General features: G+C 39.1%; 21 protein-coding genes. 12 read left to right on the forward strand and 9 right to left on the reverse strand.

What is annotated here, in order from left to right; genetic code table 11:
- Positions 1-21: 21 nt before the first annotated feature.
- The 3 genes from ACOZIR_RS12565 to ACOZIR_RS12575 form a co-directional block, all read right to left on the reverse strand.
- Positions 22-1,434 (reverse strand): sigma-54 interaction domain-containing protein, encoded by a 1,413-nt coding sequence (locus tag ACOZIR_RS12565; RefSeq protein ID WP_045291946.1) that lies wholly within the window; start codon positions 1,432-1,434, stop codon positions 22-24.
- Between the two features lie 104 nt (positions 1,435-1,538).
- Positions 1,539-2,402 carry an SDR family oxidoreductase gene (locus ACOZIR_RS12570; protein ID WP_045291945.1) on the reverse strand — a complete coding sequence of 288 codons (864 nt, stop codon included), beginning with the start codon at positions 2,400-2,402 and terminating at the stop codon, positions 1,539-1,541.
- A gap of 139 nt (positions 2,403-2,541) precedes the next feature.
- Complete coding sequence (locus ACOZIR_RS12575; protein ID WP_013055376.1) at positions 2,542-3,033, reverse strand: YajQ family cyclic di-GMP-binding protein; 492 nt, start codon at positions 3,031-3,033, stop codon at positions 2,542-2,544.
- 255 nt (positions 3,034-3,288) lie between these two features.
- Between ACOZIR_RS12575 and ACOZIR_RS12580 the strand changes: the two genes are divergently transcribed.
- Complete coding sequence (locus tag ACOZIR_RS12580) at positions 3,289-4,152, forward strand: CvfB family protein (RefSeq protein ID WP_045291944.1); 864 nt, start codon at positions 3,289-3,291, stop codon at positions 4,150-4,152.
- A gap of 34 nt (positions 4,153-4,186) precedes the next feature.
- Here ACOZIR_RS12580 and ACOZIR_RS12585 read toward each other — a convergent pair whose 3' ends face one another.
- Positions 4,187-4,318, reverse strand: coding sequence for a DUF3941 domain-containing protein (locus tag ACOZIR_RS12585; RefSeq protein ID WP_013055378.1), 132 nt, complete (start codon positions 4,316-4,318; stop codon positions 4,187-4,189).
- A 52-nt stretch (positions 4,319-4,370) separates the two neighbouring features.
- Complete coding sequence (locus ACOZIR_RS12590; RefSeq protein ID WP_045291943.1) at positions 4,371-5,231, reverse strand: DegV family protein; 861 nt, start codon at positions 5,229-5,231, stop codon at positions 4,371-4,373.
- A 257-nt stretch (positions 5,232-5,488) separates the two neighbouring features.
- On the opposite strand from ACOZIR_RS12590, the gene ACOZIR_RS12595 reads away from it, so the two are divergent.
- The gene (locus tag ACOZIR_RS12595) at positions 5,489-6,328 is read left to right on the forward strand and encodes a YitT family protein (RefSeq protein ID WP_045291954.1); all 840 of its coding nucleotides are present in this window, start codon (positions 5,489-5,491) and stop codon (positions 6,326-6,328) included.
- Between the two features lie 36 nt (positions 6,329-6,364).
- Here ACOZIR_RS12595 and ACOZIR_RS12600 read toward each other — a convergent pair whose 3' ends face one another.
- The 3 genes from ACOZIR_RS12600 to ACOZIR_RS12610 all read right to left on the reverse strand — a co-directional run bounded on the left by ACOZIR_RS12600 (position 6,365) and on the right by ACOZIR_RS12610 (position 8,213).
- Positions 6,365-7,126 (reverse strand): DUF3813 family protein, encoded by a 762-nt coding sequence (locus ACOZIR_RS12600; RefSeq protein WP_045291942.1) that lies wholly within the window; start codon positions 7,124-7,126, stop codon positions 6,365-6,367.
- A 3-nt stretch (positions 7,127-7,129) separates the two neighbouring features.
- The gene (locus tag ACOZIR_RS12605; RefSeq protein ID WP_013055382.1) at positions 7,130-7,282 is read right to left on the reverse strand and encodes a hypothetical protein; all 153 of its coding nucleotides are present in this window, start codon (positions 7,280-7,282) and stop codon (positions 7,130-7,132) included.
- Positions 7,283-7,400: 118 nt separating this feature from the next.
- Entirely contained in the window at positions 7,401-8,213 is an 813-nt protein-coding gene (locus ACOZIR_RS12610) for a Cof-type HAD-IIB family hydrolase (protein ID WP_045291941.1), read from the reverse strand.
- Between the two features lie 237 nt (positions 8,214-8,450).
- Here ACOZIR_RS12610 and ACOZIR_RS12615 point away from each other — a divergent pair, with 237 nt between their 5' ends.
- A complete protein-coding gene (locus tag ACOZIR_RS12615; protein WP_013081729.1) occupies positions 8,451-8,759 on the forward strand; it encodes a metal-sulfur cluster assembly factor in 309 nt (102 codons plus the stop codon).
- Positions 8,760-8,787: 28 nt separating this feature from the next.
- Here the strand turns inward: ACOZIR_RS12615 and ACOZIR_RS12620 are convergent, their stop codons facing one another.
- A complete protein-coding gene (locus tag ACOZIR_RS12620) occupies positions 8,788-9,486 on the reverse strand; it encodes a Crp/Fnr family transcriptional regulator (protein WP_328120429.1) in 699 nt (232 codons plus the stop codon).
- Between the two features lie 352 nt (positions 9,487-9,838).
- Between ACOZIR_RS12620 and argC the strand changes: the two genes are divergently transcribed.
- From argC to ACOZIR_RS12665, 9 genes are all read left to right on the forward strand, one after another.
- Positions 9,839-10,882 carry an N-acetyl-gamma-glutamyl-phosphate reductase gene (gene argC / locus ACOZIR_RS12625; RefSeq protein WP_045291938.1) on the forward strand — a complete coding sequence of 348 codons (1,044 nt, stop codon included), beginning with the start codon at positions 9,839-9,841 and terminating at the stop codon, positions 10,880-10,882.
- A gap of 48 nt (positions 10,883-10,930) precedes the next feature.
- Positions 10,931-12,163: a bifunctional ornithine acetyltransferase/N-acetylglutamate synthase gene (argJ, locus tag ACOZIR_RS12630; protein ID WP_375156309.1), complete on the forward strand. Its 1,233-nt coding sequence runs from the start codon at positions 10,931-10,933 to the stop codon at positions 12,161-12,163.
- Positions 12,164-12,175: 12 nt separating this feature from the next.
- Positions 12,176-13,000, forward strand: a complete 825-nt coding sequence (gene argB / locus ACOZIR_RS12635; protein WP_045291936.1) for an acetylglutamate kinase — start codon at positions 12,176-12,178, stop codon at positions 12,998-13,000.
- A complete protein-coding gene (locus tag ACOZIR_RS12640) occupies positions 12,966-14,120 on the forward strand; it encodes an acetylornithine transaminase (RefSeq protein ID WP_045291935.1) in 1,155 nt (384 codons plus the stop codon). The genes argB and ACOZIR_RS12640 overlap by 35 nt, the downstream gene beginning before the upstream one ends.
- A gap of 70 nt (positions 14,121-14,190) precedes the next feature.
- Positions 14,191-15,264 carry a carbamoyl phosphate synthase small subunit gene (locus tag ACOZIR_RS12645; protein ID WP_045291934.1) on the forward strand — a complete coding sequence of 358 codons (1,074 nt, stop codon included), beginning with the start codon at positions 14,191-14,193 and terminating at the stop codon, positions 15,262-15,264.
- Positions 15,257-18,367, forward strand: coding sequence for a carbamoyl phosphate synthase large subunit (locus ACOZIR_RS12650; protein ID WP_045291932.1), 3,111 nt, complete (start codon positions 15,257-15,259; stop codon positions 18,365-18,367). Before ACOZIR_RS12645 ends, ACOZIR_RS12650 begins: the two co-directional genes overlap by 8 nt.
- Entirely contained in the window at positions 18,364-19,314 is a 951-nt protein-coding gene (gene argF / locus ACOZIR_RS12655; protein ID WP_045291930.1) for an ornithine carbamoyltransferase, read from the forward strand. Before ACOZIR_RS12650 ends, argF begins: the two co-directional genes overlap by 4 nt.
- Positions 19,315-19,417: 103 nt before the next feature.
- Positions 19,418-20,062: an SDR family oxidoreductase gene (locus ACOZIR_RS12660; RefSeq protein ID WP_045291929.1), complete on the forward strand. Its 645-nt coding sequence runs from the start codon at positions 19,418-19,420 to the stop codon at positions 20,060-20,062.
- Between the two features lie 129 nt (positions 20,063-20,191).
- Positions 20,192-20,371: a YjzC family protein gene (locus ACOZIR_RS12665; protein ID WP_013055394.1), complete on the forward strand. Its 180-nt coding sequence runs from the start codon at positions 20,192-20,194 to the stop codon at positions 20,369-20,371.
- The last annotated feature ends 48 nt before the right edge of the window (positions 20,372-20,419 follow it).

Consider the following 20,419-nt stretch of genomic DNA (forward strand, 5'->3'; position numbering starts at 1 on the left):
AGTGCACAGTGCACTTCTTTTTTATTTAGAGCGGATGTTTAATCGTTTCATACGATATTGCAAGCTTTGTCTGGTCAGCCCTAGTATCTTAGCACTTTTTGAGATGTTGTGGTTGTATTGTTCAAGCGTTTGTTTAATACATTCTGCTTCGAACGCTAACAGCTGTTCCTTTAAAGGAAGAGAAGGGTGAAAAGCGCTTGGATAAGAAGGTGATTCACCGCTTGTTTTATCTTCAGAATGTTCATGCTGCTTTAGCTGGAACTTCGTTCTGTATTGAAAAGGAAGGTGAGAATAGTGAATAACGTCTTCATCCATCACCAAGTTCATGGCGCCTTCAATAATGTGTTCTAATTCCCGTACGTTCCCTGGCCAGTCATAAGAGAGAAAAGAAGACATGACTTGGTGATCTACGGTTTTTACATTCATCTGAAACAAATCATTGTATTTTTTGATGAAAAACTTTGTTAATTCAATAATATCTTCTTTTCGTTCACGAAGAGGAGGAATAAAAAGCGTCACGACGCCAAGTCGATAATATAAGTCTTTGCGTAATCGATTTTCTGCAATCGCATCGATTGGGTCTTCATTCATGTTCGCGATGACTCGAACGTTCACCGGTTTGTCTACTGTATCCCCAATTCTTCGTACGGTTTTTTCTTGCAGTACTCGAAGAAGCTTAGCCTGCAGATTTGGGTTTAACGAGTTGATTTCATCTAGCAGTAATGTGCCTCCTTGCGCTTGTTCGAAAAGACCGGGATTATCCATTGCACCTGTAAAAGCTCCGCGTTTCGTACCGAACAAAAGGCTTTCAATTAAATTATCCGGTAGCGCAGCACAGTTTTGTGAAATAAAAGGAGCAGAAGAGCGGCTGCTGCCATTATGTATGCTTTGGGCAAACAGTTCTTTCCCCGTGCCTGTTTCTCCAATAATTAAGACATAAGAAGGAGTTCTAGTGGCGCGCTTAGCATCTTCAATAACATCGTGAACGGCTTGGCTGTTTCCGATGATGCTATCAAACGTAAAGCGTGTGTTTCCTTTTTGCCTAATGTTTTGCCGGATTAGACGCTCTAGTTTCGTAACGTCTTGAGCAATTTCAACCGCTCCTTGAATGACCCCATTTTTTAAAATAGGGAAGGTATTATTAATCGTCGTGATTTCTTGTCCTTGATTGTTGAAATACGTTTGCTTGACGTTAACCGTTTCTTTTCCTTTTTGCAACGCCTGTACAAGCGTGCTTTGCTGATTTTCTTTGAACATAAATACATCTAACAAGTTTTTATGTAAAACGTCTTGTTCATCCATCAGCTCCATCTTTGTCATTTTTTCATTGTAAATAATGGTTTTTCCTGTTTCATCGACCGCATGGATACCGGCATCGACTTTATTTAAAATGGTTTCATATATATGTTTAAGAGTGCTTAATGTATCGGTCATTCAAATACTCTCCTTTAGCGGTGTTCATATCTCTATTTAAACAAAAATAGCTGAATTCTGATAGTGTTTCCACATAAAAATAAATGAATGACCGAAGAGAAATGTTATCCGTTTACAATGGATCCCCCATTAATGTGCAGAACTTGCCCGGACATATAAGAAGAATCAGAACTTGCCAAATATACATAGGCCGCTCCAAGCTCAGAAGGCTGTCCAGCCCGTTTCATAGGTGTGTTAGAGCCAAATGTTGCAACCTGCTGTTCGTCGAACGTAGACGGAATAAGAGGTGTCCAAATAGGTCCCGGAGCTACGCCGTTTACGCGAATGCCTTTTGTTGCGAGCGAAGCTGATAAAGAACGTGTAAAAGCAACGATAGCACCCTTGGTCGAAGAGTAATCAATGAGCTGGTCATGTCCATGGTAAGCTGTTACAGACGTTGTATTAATAATAGCGCTTCCTTGTTTTAAATGAGGCAATGCAGCTTTGGTCAAATGAAAAATTGAAAAAATATTTGTTTGAAACGTACGGGTAAGCTGTTCAGTCGTGATATCCGTAATGCTTTTTTGAGGATGCTGTTCAGCTGCATTATTGACTACAATGTCTATTTTTCCGAAAGTCTGAATGGCCTTGGAGATGACTTCTTGACAAAAATGCTCATCTCCTATGTCACCAGCAAGCAGCAAACAAGAAGCTCCCATTCGTTCAACTTGTTTTTTAGTTTCATTTGCATCATCATGTTCATTCAGATAGGTTATGACAACATTTGCGCCTTCTTTCGCGTAATGATAAGCGACAGAACGTCCAATGCCGCTGTCTCCTCCTGTGATAACGGCTACTTTGTCCTGTAATTTTCCGCTTGCCTTATAGTCTGGAGCGATAGAGGTAGGGACTGGATGCATATCTTTCTCAATACCTGGCTGAGTTTGCTGATGCTGAGGAGGGAAGTTTTGTTTTTGATTTTGATTCATTGGTATACACTCCTTAATTAATATGAGTATGTAAGCGTATACTAGTATTTGTTAAGAAAGTGTATCTATGCATAGGGATAAGCCTGAACGAATAAAAAAAGGCTTTGAAAGAAAAAATGAATGCCGGGGGCATCCATTTTTAGCGGTAATTAATAAATTGTACGTCAATAGGTAAATCAGCACTGCGAATAGCTGAAATAATTTGCTGCAGGTCATCACGATTTTTACCGCTTACGCGAAGCTGATCATCTTGAATCTGGCTTTTTACTTTTAAACCGGTATTCTTAATAATTGTATTTAGCTTTTTAGCGTTGTCTTTGTCGATACCTTGAATTAGCTTGGCGCGTTGTCTAACCGTTCCTCCAGAAGCATTCTCGATTTTTCCATATGAGATATTGCGTGTAGGTACGCCGCGTTTAATAAGCTTGGAAATCAGTACATCTTTTAACTGTTCAAGCTTAAATTCATCATCAGAAATAAGAACAAGCTCTTCGTTTTCAAGTGAGATTTCGCTTTTACTGCCTTTAAAATCATAGCGGGTTTTAATTTCTTTTGTTGCCATGGTAATGCCGTTTGTTACCTCTGACAAATCAACTTGTGACACAATGTCAAATGAACTATCTTTAGCCATAATAACCTCCATATGTAAAGAGTTTGTTCTTTTATTATAAATAAAACACAAACTGTATACAACTGATATTGAATAGAGGGCCGGTAATTGATACAATACAAGTTATGCTTTTTGTTGTAAGCTATAGAAGCAGCTTTTTTAAACAATGCATGCATTTCAGTTGATTTGAAATTTGAAATGCTGTCTGATGCAAAGTGAGAAGGTATGTGGTGAAGGAACAATCACTACTAATTTATATAAAGGATGGATAGAACGATGAATGTAGATGCTGGGATGAAAGCGTATTTAACAGTAAACCGGGAAACGCCGATTGGTTATATGTTAGCAGAAGGAGAAGAAGAAATTTTGCTACATAAAAATGAAACAACAAGAGAACTTGCTGAAGGAGAAGAAGTAGAAGTTTTTTTATACCTTGATCAGCATGACCGCTTAACGGCAACGATGCACTTGCCTCTTGTTGAAGAAGGTGTCTATGAGTGGGTTGAGGTCGTAGATGTTAATCCAGGTTTAGGCGTGTTTGTAAATATTGGTATGAACAAAGATATGTTAATTGGTTCAACAGACTTACCTGCGCTAGAAGAGCTGTGGCCAGAAGTTGGAAACAAGGTTTACTGTACGATGAAGATTTCAAAGCGCGGTAAGATGTATGGAAAAATTGCTACAGACGATGTGATGAAAGCAATGGCATTAGATGCTCCGCCTGAACTTTTTAATCGTGAAGTGAGCGGATACATCTATCGCGTACTGCGCGTAGGTTCATTTATTATGACAGATGAAGGATATGTTGGATTTATTCATGAAAGCGAGAGACGCAAAGAACCAAAGCTTGGTACGTATGTAACAGGCCGCGTAATTAATGTAAAAGAAGACGGAACGCTAAACGTATCGCTTCTTCCGCGCAAGCAAGAAAGCATGGATGAAGATGCACAAGTACTACACGATTACATGGAAAGCCGCGGTGGCGTTATGCCATTTTGGGATAAAAGCTACCCAGAAGATATTCGTGAGCGCTTTAATATGAGTAAAGCTGCGTTCAAACGTGCGCTTGGTAAACTGATGAAAGAAGGAAAAGTTTATCAAGAAGAAGGATGGACATATTTTAAAAAAGAAGAAAACTAAAAGGAGAAGCCGCTGAAAATTCAGCGGCTTCTTTTTATAAGTGATCAGTTTTTTTAGAAAATGAATGTTTTCCAAGCTCACGGTTGTGCTTAGCTTGAAGATTCTTTTCGTGAAGCTTTGCGTTATTATCTTTTGCTTTTTTATCGTTATCGCTCGTTTTTGGCATTGTGATACACCCCTTTTTGATCGTACCTTTAGAATGCCCCGACCTCTTTAAATTATTCGATGGTTTCGTTCAAAAAGAAGACTGCAATCGTCCCTGGGCCTGAGTGAGAACCTATGGCTGCACCAATAATATTAATAATAAAGTGTTTGGTTCCAAAACGTTCTTGAATCATCTCTTTCAGCTGAAGAGCTGTTTCTAAATCATCTCCATGGCTAATTCCAATGGTTTGAGAAGAGAGGTTGTTTCCTCGCTCTTCCATCACGTCAAGCATGCGCTTGAATACTTTTTTACGACCGCGGATTTTTTCGATTGGAATTAATTTTCCATCTTCTACATGAAGCAACGGCTTAATATTAAGCAGACCTCCTACAAAAGCAGAAGCTTTGCTCACGCGGCCTCCTTGAGCAAGAAAATCTAAGTCATCAACCGTAAAAATATGCTCCATATGAAGAGCGTATTGCTTTATTTTTTCTGTCATTTCTACTAGCGAGAGGTGTTGGTGTAATAATTGTACTGCATAATAAGTAACTACTCCCTGGCCAAGAGATGCACATTTCGTATCAATTATTTCTAATTGGAAATCGGGATACTTTTCTAGGAGTTCTTCTCGAATCATCATTGCTGTTTGGTATGTACCGGACAATTCCGAAGAAAAAGCTAAATAAATGCACGAATCACCTGATTTAGCTATGTTCTCAAAGACTTCATACATAGTAGTTGGAGCCGCTTGAGACGTTTTTGGCATCTTGCCTTTACGGATGGCTTCGTAGACAGAAGCTGGTTCAATCGTTTGTAAATCTAAAAATTCTTGATTATCCAAACTTACGCGAAGCGGTAAAAAGCCAACGTTATTTTCTTGAAAAAAGGATAAAGGCAAATCGCTTGCACTATCGGTTAAAAGTTTAATTGACATAAATGTCACCTTCCTAATTGCATTTATAAAATATTAAATGAGTTTGATGTATAAACATTGAAAAGCGTTATATACGACATATTATTAGTGTATAAGCACTTTGAGGAAAATACAATTTTTGAATAAGTTTTTTTAATTCTGCCAAATCGTACATACTATATGTACTAACTATTTTAAAGATGCTGACTTTATTCATTTTATAAATGGGTATAAGAGAGTAAGAAGTTTTAAAAAAAGCGGAGGTCGGTCATTTGAATATGTGGCTTGAAACAAAAAAAGCGATAGTCGTCTTAGTAGGAGCATTATTGAATGCGCTTGCACTCAACTTGTTTTTGATACCTGCTAATGTATATTCGAGCGGCTTTACGGGAGTAGCACAGCTTGTTTCGAGTATCGTGACAGATTATACTCCTTTTACTATTTCCACTGGAGTGCTGCTGCTGTTGTTAAATATTCCTGTAACTGTTTTAGGGTGGAAAAAAGTGGGGAAGTCATTTACTGTTTACAGTTTTATCAGCGTTGCTGCAACAACTTTGTTTCTTGGAATGATTCCTATTCAAGCACTTTCTAAAGACATCATTCTTAACGCAGTTTTTGGAGGGGTTATTTTAGCGGTAGGGGTCGGAATTACATTGAAATTTGGAGCTTCAACGGGTGGGCTCGATATTATTGCCCTGATTTTGTCTCGAGTAAAAGACCGACCAATTGGCACTTATATGTTCATATTAAATGCAATTATTATCGTGCTAGCAGGTCTTTTATATGGTGCGGAGAAGTCACTCTATACGCTTGTGACGCTTTATACGACCACTCGCGTCATTGATGTTATTCATACGCGTCATGTCAAACTCACAGCGATGATTGTAACAAAAAAAGGAGTGGAGCTAAGAAAGGCGATTCACGCCAAACTCGTGCGAGGGATTACGGCGGTGCCGGCTAAAGGCGGCTTCACAAACGAAGATAAAGAAATGCTAATGATTGTTTTGACTAGATATGAATTATTTGACTTGGAGCGAGTGATTAAAGAGGTAGATCCTAAGGCATTTACCAATATCGTTCAGACAACGGGAATCTTTGGTTTGTTTCGCAAGGATTAAAAAAGGTCCAGGTATTAATTACCTGGACCTTTTGTATTAATGTGTGCCTTTTAAGTCATTAGAAAGCTCTTGAAGCTGAGCTTGTTCTTCAGGAGAAGCATTTTGCTGCGCATGAGACAGCATGTCAGCTGCAATGTTTTCATCAGAACCTGCAGACGTATGAGCCTGAGAGGGCTGATGGTTTTGACCAGCAGCTCCCAATGTATTCTGAAGCTGCTGAAGCTGAGCTTGTTCTTCAGGTGAAGCACTTTGCTGTGCATGAGACAGCATATCAGCTGCCACGTTTTCACTAGATGTGTGAGCTTCATCGTAAGCGTGAGAATGACCGCCTTCTAAAGTGCTTTGAAGCTGTTCAAGCTGGCTCTTTTCTTCAAGAGAAGCATTTTGCTGTGCATGAGACAATATATCAGCTGCAACGCTCTCACTGGACGTATGAGCTTCACCGTGAGCGTGAGAATGACCGCCTTTTAAAGTGTTTTGAAGCTGTTCAAGCTGAGCCTTCTCTTCAGGAGAAGCATTCTGAACGATATGAGAGAGCGTATCCGACGTAATATCTGCGCTTTTCTCTTGTGAATGTGATTCTCCATCTGTATCATACGCTTGATGTAATGAATTTTGGAATTGCTTCAGCTGTTCTTGCTCCTGTGGAGAGGCGTTAGAAGCAATACTATTTAATACGCCTTCTGAAATATCAAGCTCACCGTTGCCGTGCTTCTGGCGGTGAAGCTGATCGTCTGAGTGACCGGATACTGCATTTCGAATCGCATCTTTTACTTGACCAAAAAGTGAATTTTTCATAAGTTACTGTCCTCCATGAGGAGTTTGGCGCTGCTGAGCTTGAAATGCTTCTGCCTCCGCCATAGTCATATGATAAGGAATTCGTTCATCATGTTTTTGAACTGCGTCTGCACCTTGTTTCACAAAACGTTTTGATCGATTGCCTCTGCCCATCATAAATTCCTCCCCGTAATATAAATAAAACCGACACTTTAAGAAGTGTCGGTTATAGTGTGTGCTAAATAAAAAAAATGATAGCGATAAAAATTTACCTTGCTTTTCAAAAAAAGCTAAGTTATAAATTTAACGTTTTTTCCAAATAATAAGCAATACCATCATTTTCATTCGATTTTGTTACTTCACGCGCTAGGTGCTTTAATTCGCTAATACCATTTTCCATGGCGATTCCATGTCCTGCAAATTTAATCATTTCAAAATCATTATCTTCATCTCCAAACGCAATAATTCGTTCGCGTGGAATTTGATAATGATTAGCTACGCGCTCAAGACCTACCGCTTTATTAAGGCCTTTTTTGACAATTTCAACAACATGCCAAGGTGCTCCCCAGCGTCTGTGCTCTAGTACTTCTGCATGAACATCTGAAAGGTGAGAGCGTATATCTTGTACATGTTCTTCATCTGCATGAATCAAAATAGACGTTGGATCGTGCTGCAGCGTATGACGCAAATCACCCGTTTGTAATTTGGGATCTCCTAGGCTGAGTACATCCATTAATTTACGATCTTCAAAATGAAGATACACATCATCTTGTACTTCCGCCATGATGTTGTTGATGCGGTAGTCTTGCATGGCTGTCACAATGTCATGGACAGTGCGGCGGTTTAAAGGTTCGTGATGCTTGCCGAAATCAGACTGAAGGGGATGATGGACAAGCGCTCCGTTAAAGTTTACGATAGGTGTGGATAAATTTAACTCGCTGTAATACATAGCACTGGAACGATAAGGTCTCCCAGTCGCAATCATTACAACATGGCCTTCTTGTTTGGCTTTTTCTAATACTCGTTTTGTTTTAGGTGAAATGGTTTTTTCATTCGTTAACAATGTTCCATCCAGATCTAATGCGATTAAGTGCTGATCGTTTCTCATATAGGCTCCTTTTAAATTGAAGTAGTTATACGATTATATTGAATTCTACTAATATTCATGCTTGTATTCCCATATTTTACACAACTTTTCCTCGTGAGAAAAGCAGAACGATTGACATGTCAAAATGGTCTTGTTACGGTGTAAGTCATAGTTATTATTGATTGCTTATGATAAATTGTTTCAGGGTATATTTAATACGTGAAGATAATTACGGAAGTAAAAGAAAGGAGAATGAATGTGGAGAAACAGTTAGAAGATAAAATCATGGAATCACTAGAAGAAGTGATTGATCCAGAGCTTGGTGTTGATATTGTAAATTTAGGCTTAGTTTACGGTGTAGAAATGGAAGAGAACAACACAGTCATCGTGACGATGACGTTAACTTCCATCGGCTGCCCGCTAGCTGGTGTGATTGGAGAACAAGTGAAAAAACAATTAATTTCGCTTGAAGAAGTAGAAAATGTAGAAGTGAATATCACATTTAATCCGCCATGGGATAAAGATCGCATGACACGCTACGCTAAAATTGCATTAGGTGTTCAATAAAAAAAGCCATCAACGATGGCTTTTTTTATTATTCAATTCTGCACAATTCCACAGGGCATTCCTCACAGTCTATTTCTTCCTTTAAGAAAGAGAGCTTATGAATGATAATTTTTCCATCTGCCATTGAAATTACTTCATTTTTTCGCAACTCAGCGAGCATGCGATTGACCACTTCTCGGGATGTTCCGCATAGATTAGCGATCTCTTGATTTGTCAAAGTTACGTTTAATAAAATACCATTTGGCTTCATTACCCCAAAACTATTGGACATGCGAATCAGAGTAGAATAGAGAGCTCCTTTTTTTCCATTTAGAATTAAGTCTCTAAATTTTGTCTGCATTCGCTTAATTTGTAATCCCATCCACTTCATGTACTCCATAGAAAGAGCCGGGTATTGTGTTAGTTCGTTTTCTAACACCCGTTTTTGAATACTGATTGCCGTACAAGGTTCAATAGCTTTTGCTTGAAGCATGTGGGGAGTAGATCCGCAAAACAGCATAACTTCCCCCACTAAGTCTCCTGAACTCGCGAGCTGAAGCGTCAGCTCGCGTCCTTCCGGTGTCACTTTACCTACTTGCACGGCCCCTGACGTAATAAAAAATAAATGAGTTGAAGTCGAGCCTTCTTGAAACAGAAAGTCACCTTTTTTAAACGAAACTTTATGATCAAAGTCCATAAAAAATTGCTGCAGCTCATTTGAAAAAGAATCCGATGTGATGTTCATCATGTTATCACCTTTTAATTAAAATTTTTGTGACTGTTACTTATTAATCTATTAAGTTAGAACAGTCTGTATATGCTGTACGTCCACTAGCCGTATGAAAAAATGTCATACGGATGATTTTTATCGCTATTCTCATTATACACAAAAACAACCAGTGTTTTCCAAAATTATCTGTGAACAATTTCTAAACAAAAATAGAAAGATAGTTATAAAAATAAAAACTTATGAATAAATAAAAATGTTTAAAAATATAGAATAAAGTGTTGGATTTTTTAAATATTCATTTGATTTTATTTTTATACGGTATTATAATGATAAATAATTCAAATAGATACGTGGAAAAAGGAGTTTTAAAATGAAAGAATATAAGGTAGGGATTGTTGGAGCAACAGGTTATGGAGGAGTAGAACTGATTCGTTTGTTAGCGAATCACCCGCATTTTCATGTTTATGCAGTTTATTCATCCTCTCAGGACGGGGTGGAACTAGCAGAAGTTTATCCTCACCTTTCTAATACTGTATATACACTGCAAGATATAAACCCTAAGAACATGGCCAAAGAATTAGATTTAGTGTTTACAGCAACTCCGTCCGGTGTTTCTAGCAAACTTGTACCTCAATTAATAGAAGAAGGAATAAAAGTGGTAGATCTATCTGGAGATTTTAGATTAAAAACAGAAGCGCTTTATGAAAAATGGTACAAAAAGCCTGCTGCAGCCGAAGCATTTTTACAACAGTCTGTGTACGGATTAGCAGAATGGTTTGCAGACGAAGTCGAAAGCAGTACGTTCGTTGCGAACCCGGGCTGTTATCCAACAGCTACACTGCTTGGGCTAGCTCCTCTCGTTAGTAAACAAATGGTGAAATCAAACTCTATCATCATTGATGCAAAGTCTGGAATCTCAGGAGCAGGACGCGGTCTTTCGCAAATGGCTCATTATGCTGAAATCAATGAAAATATGAAAATATACAAAGTTAATCAACATCAGCATATCCCAGAAATCGAATCTATTCTAGAAAAGTGGGATGAGGAAATTGGCCATGTTACGTTCAGTACGCACTTAGTTCCAATGACGCGAGGGATTATGAGTACAATATACGCTGAACTTTCTGAAGACAGCTCAATACAAGAGCTTCATCAGCTATATGTAGATACATATCAAAACTCCCCGTTCGTTCGCGTTCGAAAAGCTGGTGAATTTCCTTCTACTAAAGAAGTAAGTGCATCAAATTATTGCGATATCGGTATTACATTTGACGAACGAACAAAGCGTATCACGATTGTTTCTGTCATTGATAACTTAGTAAAAGGGGCAGCGGGTCAGGCCATTCAAAATGCCAATATCATGATGGGATTTGAACAGCAAGCGGGTATCGGACTACTGCCTGTCTTCCCATAAAAGCAAAGCATCACTAATCACGATAAAAGCAGGAGGGAACGTATAGTGATTACGGTTAAACAAACGAAAGAAAAGATAAAGAAAATAGAGAACGGTACAATTGTAACACCGCTAGGTTTTTCAGCAGACGGCGTTCATGCTGGTTTACGTTATGCTAAAAAAGATTTAGGAGTTATTGTAAGCGATGTGCCTGCTAATTGCGCAGCTGTTTACACGCTTAATGCCTTCCAAGCGGCGCCTTTAGCTGTTACAAAAGAAAGTGTAGCAGTGGAGCAGAAGCTGCAAGCGATTGTTGTGAACAGCGCATGTGCAAATGCATGTACTGGAGAACAAGGATTAAAAGATGCATACCAAATGCGAAATACATGTGCAGAAAAGCTTAATATCCTACCTCATCATGTAGCGGTAGCTTCTACAGGGGTAATTGGAGAGCTTCTAGATATGGAAAAAATCGTGAAGGGCATTGGGTTATTAAGTCCTTCGTCGAACAAAGAAAAAGCAGAAGAATTTCAAACGGCTATTTTAACAACAGATACAGTGATGAAGTCAGCTTGCTATCAAACAAAAATTGACGGCAAAACGGTTACGATTGGCGGTACAGCGAAAGGGTCAGGTATGATTCACCCGAATATGGCTACGATGCTTAGCTTTATAACAACGGATGCTAAGGTTGAAGCTTCGGTGCTGCAAGATGCGCTGGGGTCTATTACAAATAAAAGCTTTAATCAAATTACAGTGGATGGTGATACGTCAACCAATGATATGGTTGTTGTTTTAGCAAATGGAAAAGCTGATCACCAGTCGCTTACACCAGATCATCCTGAATGGAATTCGTTTTATGAAGCACTGCGCTTGACGTGTGAAGATTTAGCCAAACAAATTGCACGTGACGGTGAAGGAGCAACAAAACTAATTGAAGTAAACGTATCTGGTGCTAATACAAACGAAGAAGCAAATGTGATTGCTAAACAAATTGTAGGCTCGAACTTAGTGAAAACGGCCATGTATGGAGCCGATGCCAATTGGGGACGAATTATTTGTTCAGTTGGCTACAGCGGCGTAGCGCTTAATCCAGAAGCAGTGAACGTTTCGTTAGGTGATATCCAGATGTTAAAAAACAGCCAGCCTGTTTCATTTAGTGAAGAAGAAGCAAAAGCTTATTTAGAAAATGATACGGTTGAAGTCTATGTTGACTTGCAGCAAGGAAGTGGAATTGGCAAAGCGTGGGGCTGTGATTTGACTTACGATTATGTCAAAATCAACGCCAGTTATCGAACGTAAGGAGAGAGTGAAATGAGCACTGAAAAAATCGTTGTTGTAAAATGCGGAGGCAGTATTGTCAATCAGTTAACAAGCGCCTTTTTTGAAAGTATTCAGCAGTTAAAAGCGAGTGGATATCAGATCATTGTCGTGCACGGAGGTGGACCGGATATTCAAGATACGCTTACCAAACTTCACATTGAAACGGAATTTGTAGATGGGCTTCGAAAAACGTCTAAAGAAGCATTAGAAGTTGTAACTATGGTATTAGCAGGCAAGGTTAATAAGCAGCTTGTAAAAGATCTACAAAAAGCGAATTTAAAAGCGGTAGGATTATCAGGAATTGATGGATTATTGCTTAAAGCAGAGGCTATTGATGTTGAACGTCTAGGTTACGTTGGAGAAGTAAAAGGTGTAAACGATACGTTGGTAAAGCAATTAACTGACAGTCAGTATATTCCAGTTATTTCTTCCATTGGAGCCGATGAAGAAGGCAATAGCTATAACATTAACGCTGACGTGGCGGCGGGAGCTGTTGCACAAGCAGTAAATGCTGAAAAGCTGATGTTTGTAACGGATGTAAAAGGTGTGCTAAAGGATGGAACATTGCTTCCTGAACTTACAAAGTCAGAGATTGATGCACTTATTGAAGAAAAAGTAATTTACGGCGGAATGATTCCGAAAGTGACATCAGCGGTAAATGCGTTATCTCCTTTACTTGAAGAAGTTCATATTATTAGCGGAACTGATGGATTTTTAGATAAGGAAGGAAAGCTGATTGGTACAGCAATTAAATATAGTGGAAAAGGTGGAGAAGATAGCGATGAGTTCATTGTTTCCAACATATCAACGGTTTGATATCCACGTGGAAGAGGCGCAAGGAACAAAATTAATAGATAACAAAGGAAATGAGTATTTAGATTTTATTTCAGGTATCGCTGTTTGTAACGTAGGTCATCGTCATCCGGATGTTCAAAAAGCGGTCGAAGAGCAGTTAAATAAAGTGTGGCATGTGTCAAATCTATTTCATCAATCGATTCAAGAAGACGTAGCAGGTAAGCTTGTGGAACACTCAAACGGTGATGCAGTATTTTTCTGTAACAGCGGTGCAGAAGCGAATGAAGCGGCGATTAAATTAGCACGCAAGTACACACAAAAACACAAAATTATTACGTTTACAAAATCATTTCATGGACGTACATTTGCTACAATGACAGCTACAGGGCAGGCAAAAATTCATGATGGCTTCGGTCCTCTTGTTAATGAGTTTGTTTATGTGCCATACAATGATGAAGAAGCATTAAAACAGGAAATGGACGACAGCGTAGCAGCAATTATGGTTGAAGTCATTCAAGGAGAAGGCGGAGTTGTTCCAGGAACCGAAGCATTTTTATTAACCATTCAAGAACTGTGTAAAAAGCACGAAGCACTGTTTATAGTCGATGAAGTGCAAACTGGAATCGGCAGAACAGGAAAACCATTTGCCTATCAGCATTTTAATGTGTCACCAGATATTATTACAGCAGCTAAAGGGTTAGGAAGCGGAATGCCGGTTGGTGCGATGATTGGAAAAGGCTATCTCAAAGAAGCGTTTGGACCTGGTACTCACGGAACAACCTTTGGAGGAAACCCAATTGCATTAGCTTCAGCCAAAGCAACTTTAAACATTATTTTTAATGAAGCATTTTTGGCAGAGGTTACAGAAAAAAGCTTTTATTTTATCAACGCTTTGAAAAATAGCGTAGCAGATTATTCATTTGTAACGGATGTTCGCGGAAAAGGTTTTATGATTGGAATTGAATGCGGGGAACATCAGTCGGCACTGCTTGCAGCTATGCGTGAAAAAGGATTGCTAGCACTGGGAGCAGGACCGCATGTAGTACGATTGCTGCCGCCTTTAACTGTAACAAAAGAAGAGTTAGACCAAGCGATTCATATCATTGAAGAAGCGTTTAGCCAAACAAAAATTACTTCATAATACAAATTTTTTTGAATATGTTTGTATAAAAATTCTGTTTTATAAATAATTATTCGAAGAGGGATGCACAATGAACGGATATTTACACTTAGCAAACGGCGATTCGTTCGCCGGACACATTGAACATACAGCAACGCACCAGGCAGAAGGAGAAATTGTTTTCTTTACTGGAATGACTGGTTATCAAGAAGTTGTGACTGATCCATCTTACAAAGATCAAATTATCGTCTTTACGTACCCTTTAATTGGGAACTATGGTATCAATGAAAAAGATTATGAAAGCAAAAAGCCTCACGTAGCAGGCGTTGTCGTATACGAATGTTCAGATGAAGGGTTCCATTACGAAGCGATGTACAGCTTTAAACAATATTTAAAGAAATGGAACATTCCGCTTATTACACATGTGGATACGAGAGCGGTCGTAAAACGAATTCGAAAAGAAGGTACGATGCAATCTGCCTTTTCGGCATCTGCTAAGCCGCCAGCATTTACTGCTGAATGCGATGGATATGTAGTAAAAGAAGTGTCAACAAAAGAGCCTGTTACTTACGGAAACGGTGAAAAACACGTTGTATTAATGGACTTTGGCTATAAAAAATCAATTTTACAAGAGCTGTTAAATCGAGAGTGCAAAGTAACGGTTGTTCCTTATTCTACAAGCTCTTCAAAAGTAAAAGAGCTGCAGCCGGATGGCATTGTCTTATCAAACGGACCTGGAGATCCAACTCAAGTAAGCAGTCAGCTGGATGAATTAAAAGAAATTATTTCATCGTATCCAACTTTGGGAATTTGCTTTGGACATCAGTTAATTGGGCTTGCTTTTGGGGCACAAACCAAAAAGCTGGCGTTCGGTCACCGAGGAGCTAATCAGCCTGTAATTGATTTAACAAATAACAAAGTGTGTATGACGTCTCAAAACCATAGCTATGTCGTAGACGAACAGACGATTACGTCTACCCCATTAAACGTTCGATTTAAAAATGTGAATGACGGATCGGTTGAAGGTTTAATGCATAAAGACCTTCCTGTTATGTCGGTTCAATATCATCCAGAAGCACATCCTGGACCAAGTGACAGCACGTATATCTTTGATGAATTTATGACGAAAGTACAGCAAGTAGGGAGCGGAAAAGTATATGCCTAAAGACCAAACATTAAAAAAGATTTTAGTAATCGGATCAGGACCAATCGTAATTGGGCAAGCAGCAGAATTTGATTATTCAGGAACTCAGGCATGCTTGTCATTAAAAGAGGAAGGTTATGAAGTTATCTTAATCAATAATAATCCAGCTACGATTATGACGGACACTCACGTAGCAGATCGAATCTATTTTGAGCCATTAACAGTAGACTGCGTAGAGAAAATTATTGCAAAAGAAAAGCCGGATGGTTTGTTAGCCACGTTAGGCGGACAAACGGGCTTAAACTTAGCTCTTGAGCTTCATGAACAAAACATTTTGCCAAAATACGATGTGAAACTTTTAGGAACACCGATTGAATCAATCAAAAAAGGTGAAAGTCGTGAAGAGTTCCGCGCATTGATGAATGAACTGAATGAACCGGTGCCGGAAAGTGAAGTTGTCACAAAAGTAGAAGAAGCGTTAGCTTTTGCCGAGAAAATTGGTTTTCCTGTTATTGTACGTCCTGCTTATACGTTAGGCGGAACGGGCGGAGGAATTGCTCATTCTATGGAAGAGCTTGAAAAGCTTTCAGCGTCAGGTTTGCGTGAAAGTGCTATTACTCAATGCTTAATTGAAAAAAGCATCGCCGGATTTAAAGAAGTTGAGTACGAGGTTATGCGTGACGTGAACAATACGTGCATTACAATTTGTAATATGGAAAACATCGATCCGGTAGGCGTTCATACTGGAGATTCAGTAGTCGTTGCTCCTTCTCAAACGTTAACAGACGTGGAATATCAAATGCTTCGCTCTGCTTCAGTTAAAATTATTTCATCGCTTGGGATTATTGGGGGGTGCAACATTCAGTTTGCGCTTGATCCAAAAAGCAAGCAGTACTATTTAATTGAAGTAAATCCGCGTGTGAGCCGTTCGTCTGCTCTTGCATCAAAAGCAACGGGCTATCCGATTGCTAAAATTGCTGCAAAGCTATCGGTAGGCTACACGCTTCATGAATTATTAAATCCTGTGACAGGAGACACGTATGCAAGTTTTGAACCTGCTCTTGACTATGTAGTAGTGAAATTTCCAAGATGGCCGTTTGACAAGTTTTTCTACGCTGAGAGAACGCTTGGTACCCAAATGAAAGCAACTGGAGAAGTAATGGCTATTGACCGTAACTTTACGCGTAGCTTCCAAAAAGCATTGTCTTCTTTAGAAATTGACTTACAGGGATTAGAAGTAGAAGAACTGCAAGAACTTTCAACGGATGAATTAAAAAGCAAGCTTGGCGAACAAAGCGATGAGCGTATTTTTGTTATCCTTGAGCTTTTACGCCGCGGCACAACGCCTGAGTATATTCATGAAGTAACCCAAATTGATTATTTCTATTTAACACACTTTACACAGCTGATTAAAATGGAAGCTTCTTTAAAGGAAGTACGTTTCGATTCCATTACAGCTGAACACTTCAAACAAGTGAAGGAGCATGGTTTTACAGATGCTTATCTAGCAAGCGTATGGAGTGTGCCGGAACTTGACGTAAGAGCGAAACGTAAAGCACTACATATTACGCCAAGTTATAAAATGGTGGATACATGCGCAGCGGAGTTTGAATCTTCTACGGCTTATTTCTACTCTAGTTATTACGGTGAGAGTGAGATTGAACCATCAACGAATAAAAAAGTTGCTATTATCGGTTCTGGACCAATTCGTATCGGGCAAGGAGTAGAATTTGACTACAGCTCTGTACACGGTGTGCTTGCTCTTGAAAAAGAAGGGTACGAAACGATTTTAATTAACAACAATCCAGAAACGGTAAGTACGGATTTTGAAGTAGCAGACCGCTTATATTTTGAACCTGTAACAGTAGAAGATGTATTAAATGTTCTTGATGCTGAAAATGTGACGGATGTAATTGTTCAATACGGAGGTCAAACTGCTATTTCGCTTGTTAAAGGACTAGAAGAAGCTGGCGTCAATTTACTGGGGATTACAAATGATGTCATTGATGCACTTGAAGATCGTGACCTGTTCTATAAGCTCTTAGATGACTGCGATATTCCGCACATCCCAGGTGAAATGGCCAAAGATGAGCAAGAGCTTGTCCAAAAAGCAAAAGATATGGGATTCCCATTACTTATTCGTCCTTCTTACGTGATTGGCGGAAAAGGAATGCTGACAATTCAAAATGAAACAGAGCTTCAGGCTTGTTTACCTGCTATTAAAGCTTCTCATTTCCCAATGCTTATTGATGCTTACTTCCCTGGAAAAGAAGCGGAGATTGATGTTGTAGCAGACGGAAAAGATGTGTTGATTCCGACAATCGTTGAACATATTGAAAAAGCCGGCGTTCATTCAGGAGACAGCTATGCGCTTTTACCAGCAAAAACAATAGAAGCAGCACATAAAGAAAAAATGGTGAGCTACGCTCAAAAAATTGTAAATAAACTTCAATATAAAGGTATTATGAATATCCAATATGTTATTTACAATGATGAAGTCTACATGCTGGAAGTTAATCCGCGTGCCAGCCGTACAGTGCCTGTAGTAAGCAAAGTGTGCAACACGCCGCTTGTTTCGCTATCAACTCAAATATTACTTGGGAAATCATTGTCGGAAATTAGTGAAAAGCTAGGTTTATTGCCAGATCCGGCTTACACAACTATCAAGTTTCCAGTGTTTTCGACAAGTAAATTATCAGGAGTTGATCCACTTGTTGGACCGGAAATGAAGTCAACCGGTGAAGGAATTGCGATTTCTTCAACGATTGAAGAAGCAGCAAAAAAAGTATTCCATCAGTACGTGTTAAGTAAAAAAGGTGCTGCAGAAGTGTATATCAACGGAGAAGCGCAGGGCCTTGAAGAACTTGTGCAAAGCGCGGGATTAACTCTTGTTAAAGATAAAGAAGTTAGTGAATGGGTAAAAACGAAAGAAGCTTTATTATATGTAAGCTTACAGCCTGAAGATAAAGAAAGCCGTATGTCAGCATTAAAACACGGTTTAATGGTTATGACGGAGGCAGAAACGGCTTCGCTATTTTTCCAATCGTTCCAAGTCGATGAATATCAAGTTTCATCACTGCAAGAATGGTTTCAAAAAACTAAAAAGGAAGTGACAGTATCATGAGTACGGTATCGGTAAATACGAATTTAAAAGGAAAAGATTTGCTTACGCTTAAAGATTTATCATCTGACGATATTATGTCACTTTTGGAAAGCGCCATTGAGCTGAAAGAAAAGCATAAAAATGGTGAGATCGTCACATCGTTAAAAGGAAAAACGCTGGGGCTCATTTTTGAAAAATCTTCAACAAGAACAAGAGTCTCATTTGAAGCGGGAATGATGCAGCTTGGAGGAAACGCCCTCTTTTTAAGCAGCCAAGATTTACAGATTGGACGCGGAGAAACGATTGCTGATACAGCGCGCGTACTATCTGAATTCATAGATGCTATAATGATTCGTACGTTTGAACATAGCAAGATCGAAGAGCTTGCAGATTACGCATCCATTCCCGTTATTAATGGTTTGACAGATGATTATCATCCTTGTCAGGCTCTAGCTGATTTATTAACGATCTACGAGCACAAGAAATCATTTGAAGGGCTAAAAGTAGCTTACGTTGGAGACGGAAATAATGTAGCGCATTCGTTAATGATTGCATGTGCAAAAATGGGGATAGATATTTCAATTGGATGCCCTGATGGATATGAGCCAAAAGACTTTGTAACAGCTTATGTTAATGAAATAGCTGCTACAACAGGTGCAAAGGTTACGATTACAAAAGATCCTGTAGAGGCTGTAAAAAATGCCGATGCTATTTATGCAGACGTATGGACAAGTATGGGACAGGAAGAAGAAGCACAGCAGCGCTTGAAAATATTTGCTCCTTATCAAGTAAATGAAGAACTAGCTGCCTATGCTAAGTCAGACTATTTATTTCTACACTGCTTGCCTGCGCATCGTGAAGAAGAAGTAACAGCAAGCATTATTGACGGACCAAATTCTGTTGTCTTTCAGCAGGCTGGAAATCGTATGCATGTACAAAAAGCTTTGCTGCAAGCCATTTTAGCTTAAGAGAAAAACCCTTTCTGAGAATATCAGAAGGGTTTTTTTGTTTAAAGGGAATTAATTGAGGGAACACCAATTGTATACTAAACAGAACGAAAGGTGATTTATGATGAAAGTATTAGTTGTTGGAGCAAACGGAACAACGGGAAAACAAGTGGTAGAAAAAGTTGCAAACAGCAAGCAGCACGAAGCTTATGCAATGATTCGCGACGAAAAGCAAGCAGACGCGTTAAAGAAGCTGGGTGCCAACGTTGTGCTTGGTGACTTGGAGCAAGATGTTTCAGATGCTTTAAGAGGTATGGACGCTGTCATATTTGCAGCAGGTTCTGGAGGACATACCGGAGACGAAAAAACAATCGCTGTGGATCAAAACGGTGCTAAAAATATCATTGATGAAGCAAAAAATCAAGGTGTAAAGCGCTTTGTTATGTTAAGTTCAATGGGAACAGACGCACCTGAACAAGGACCAGAAGGCTTACAGCTTTACCTGCGTGCGAAAGCGATAGCGGATGAATACTTAAAGCAGTCTAATCTGCAGTATACAATTGTACGACCAGGAACTTTATCGAATGATCAAGCTACTGGGAAAATTGATATCAATAATGATATTGAAGATAAATCTCAGACGATTCCTCGAGCGGATGTAGCAACCGTGCTTGTAGAATGTCTAAACGAAGAAGCTACGATAGGAAAAACGTTTGAAATGTTAGCTGGAGAAACTGAAATCGAACAAGCTATTAAATTTACTCATTGATACAAAAGGGCGGATCTAAAGGTCTGCTCTTTTTCTCTTCCTAATATGAAAACATCTCCATTATGAAACAGAAATCTTAAGGGAATAGTATAGGAGAACATTTCATTTCAGGAATGAGGAGGCAGGACAATGGGACAAAATCGTCATTTCACACCGGGTCAAAAAGCTCCTAATAACGGAGTGTATATTGAAATTGGTGAAACAGGAAGTAACGTAAATAATCCTCAAAAGGTTAAATTAAAAGCAGGAGAGCGTTTTCCAGAGACGGCAAACGATGATCGCCACTGGACATACATGCGCAAGCCTTAAATAGTAAAAAATAAAGAAGCCATTCTAAATTGAATGGCTTTACTTGTT

Origin of the sequence: Priestia sp. D3YE.R1 (genome assembly GCF_049199565.1) — a bacterium.
Lineage (GTDB): Bacteria > Bacillota > Bacilli > Bacillales > Bacillaceae_H > Priestia > Priestia aryabhattai.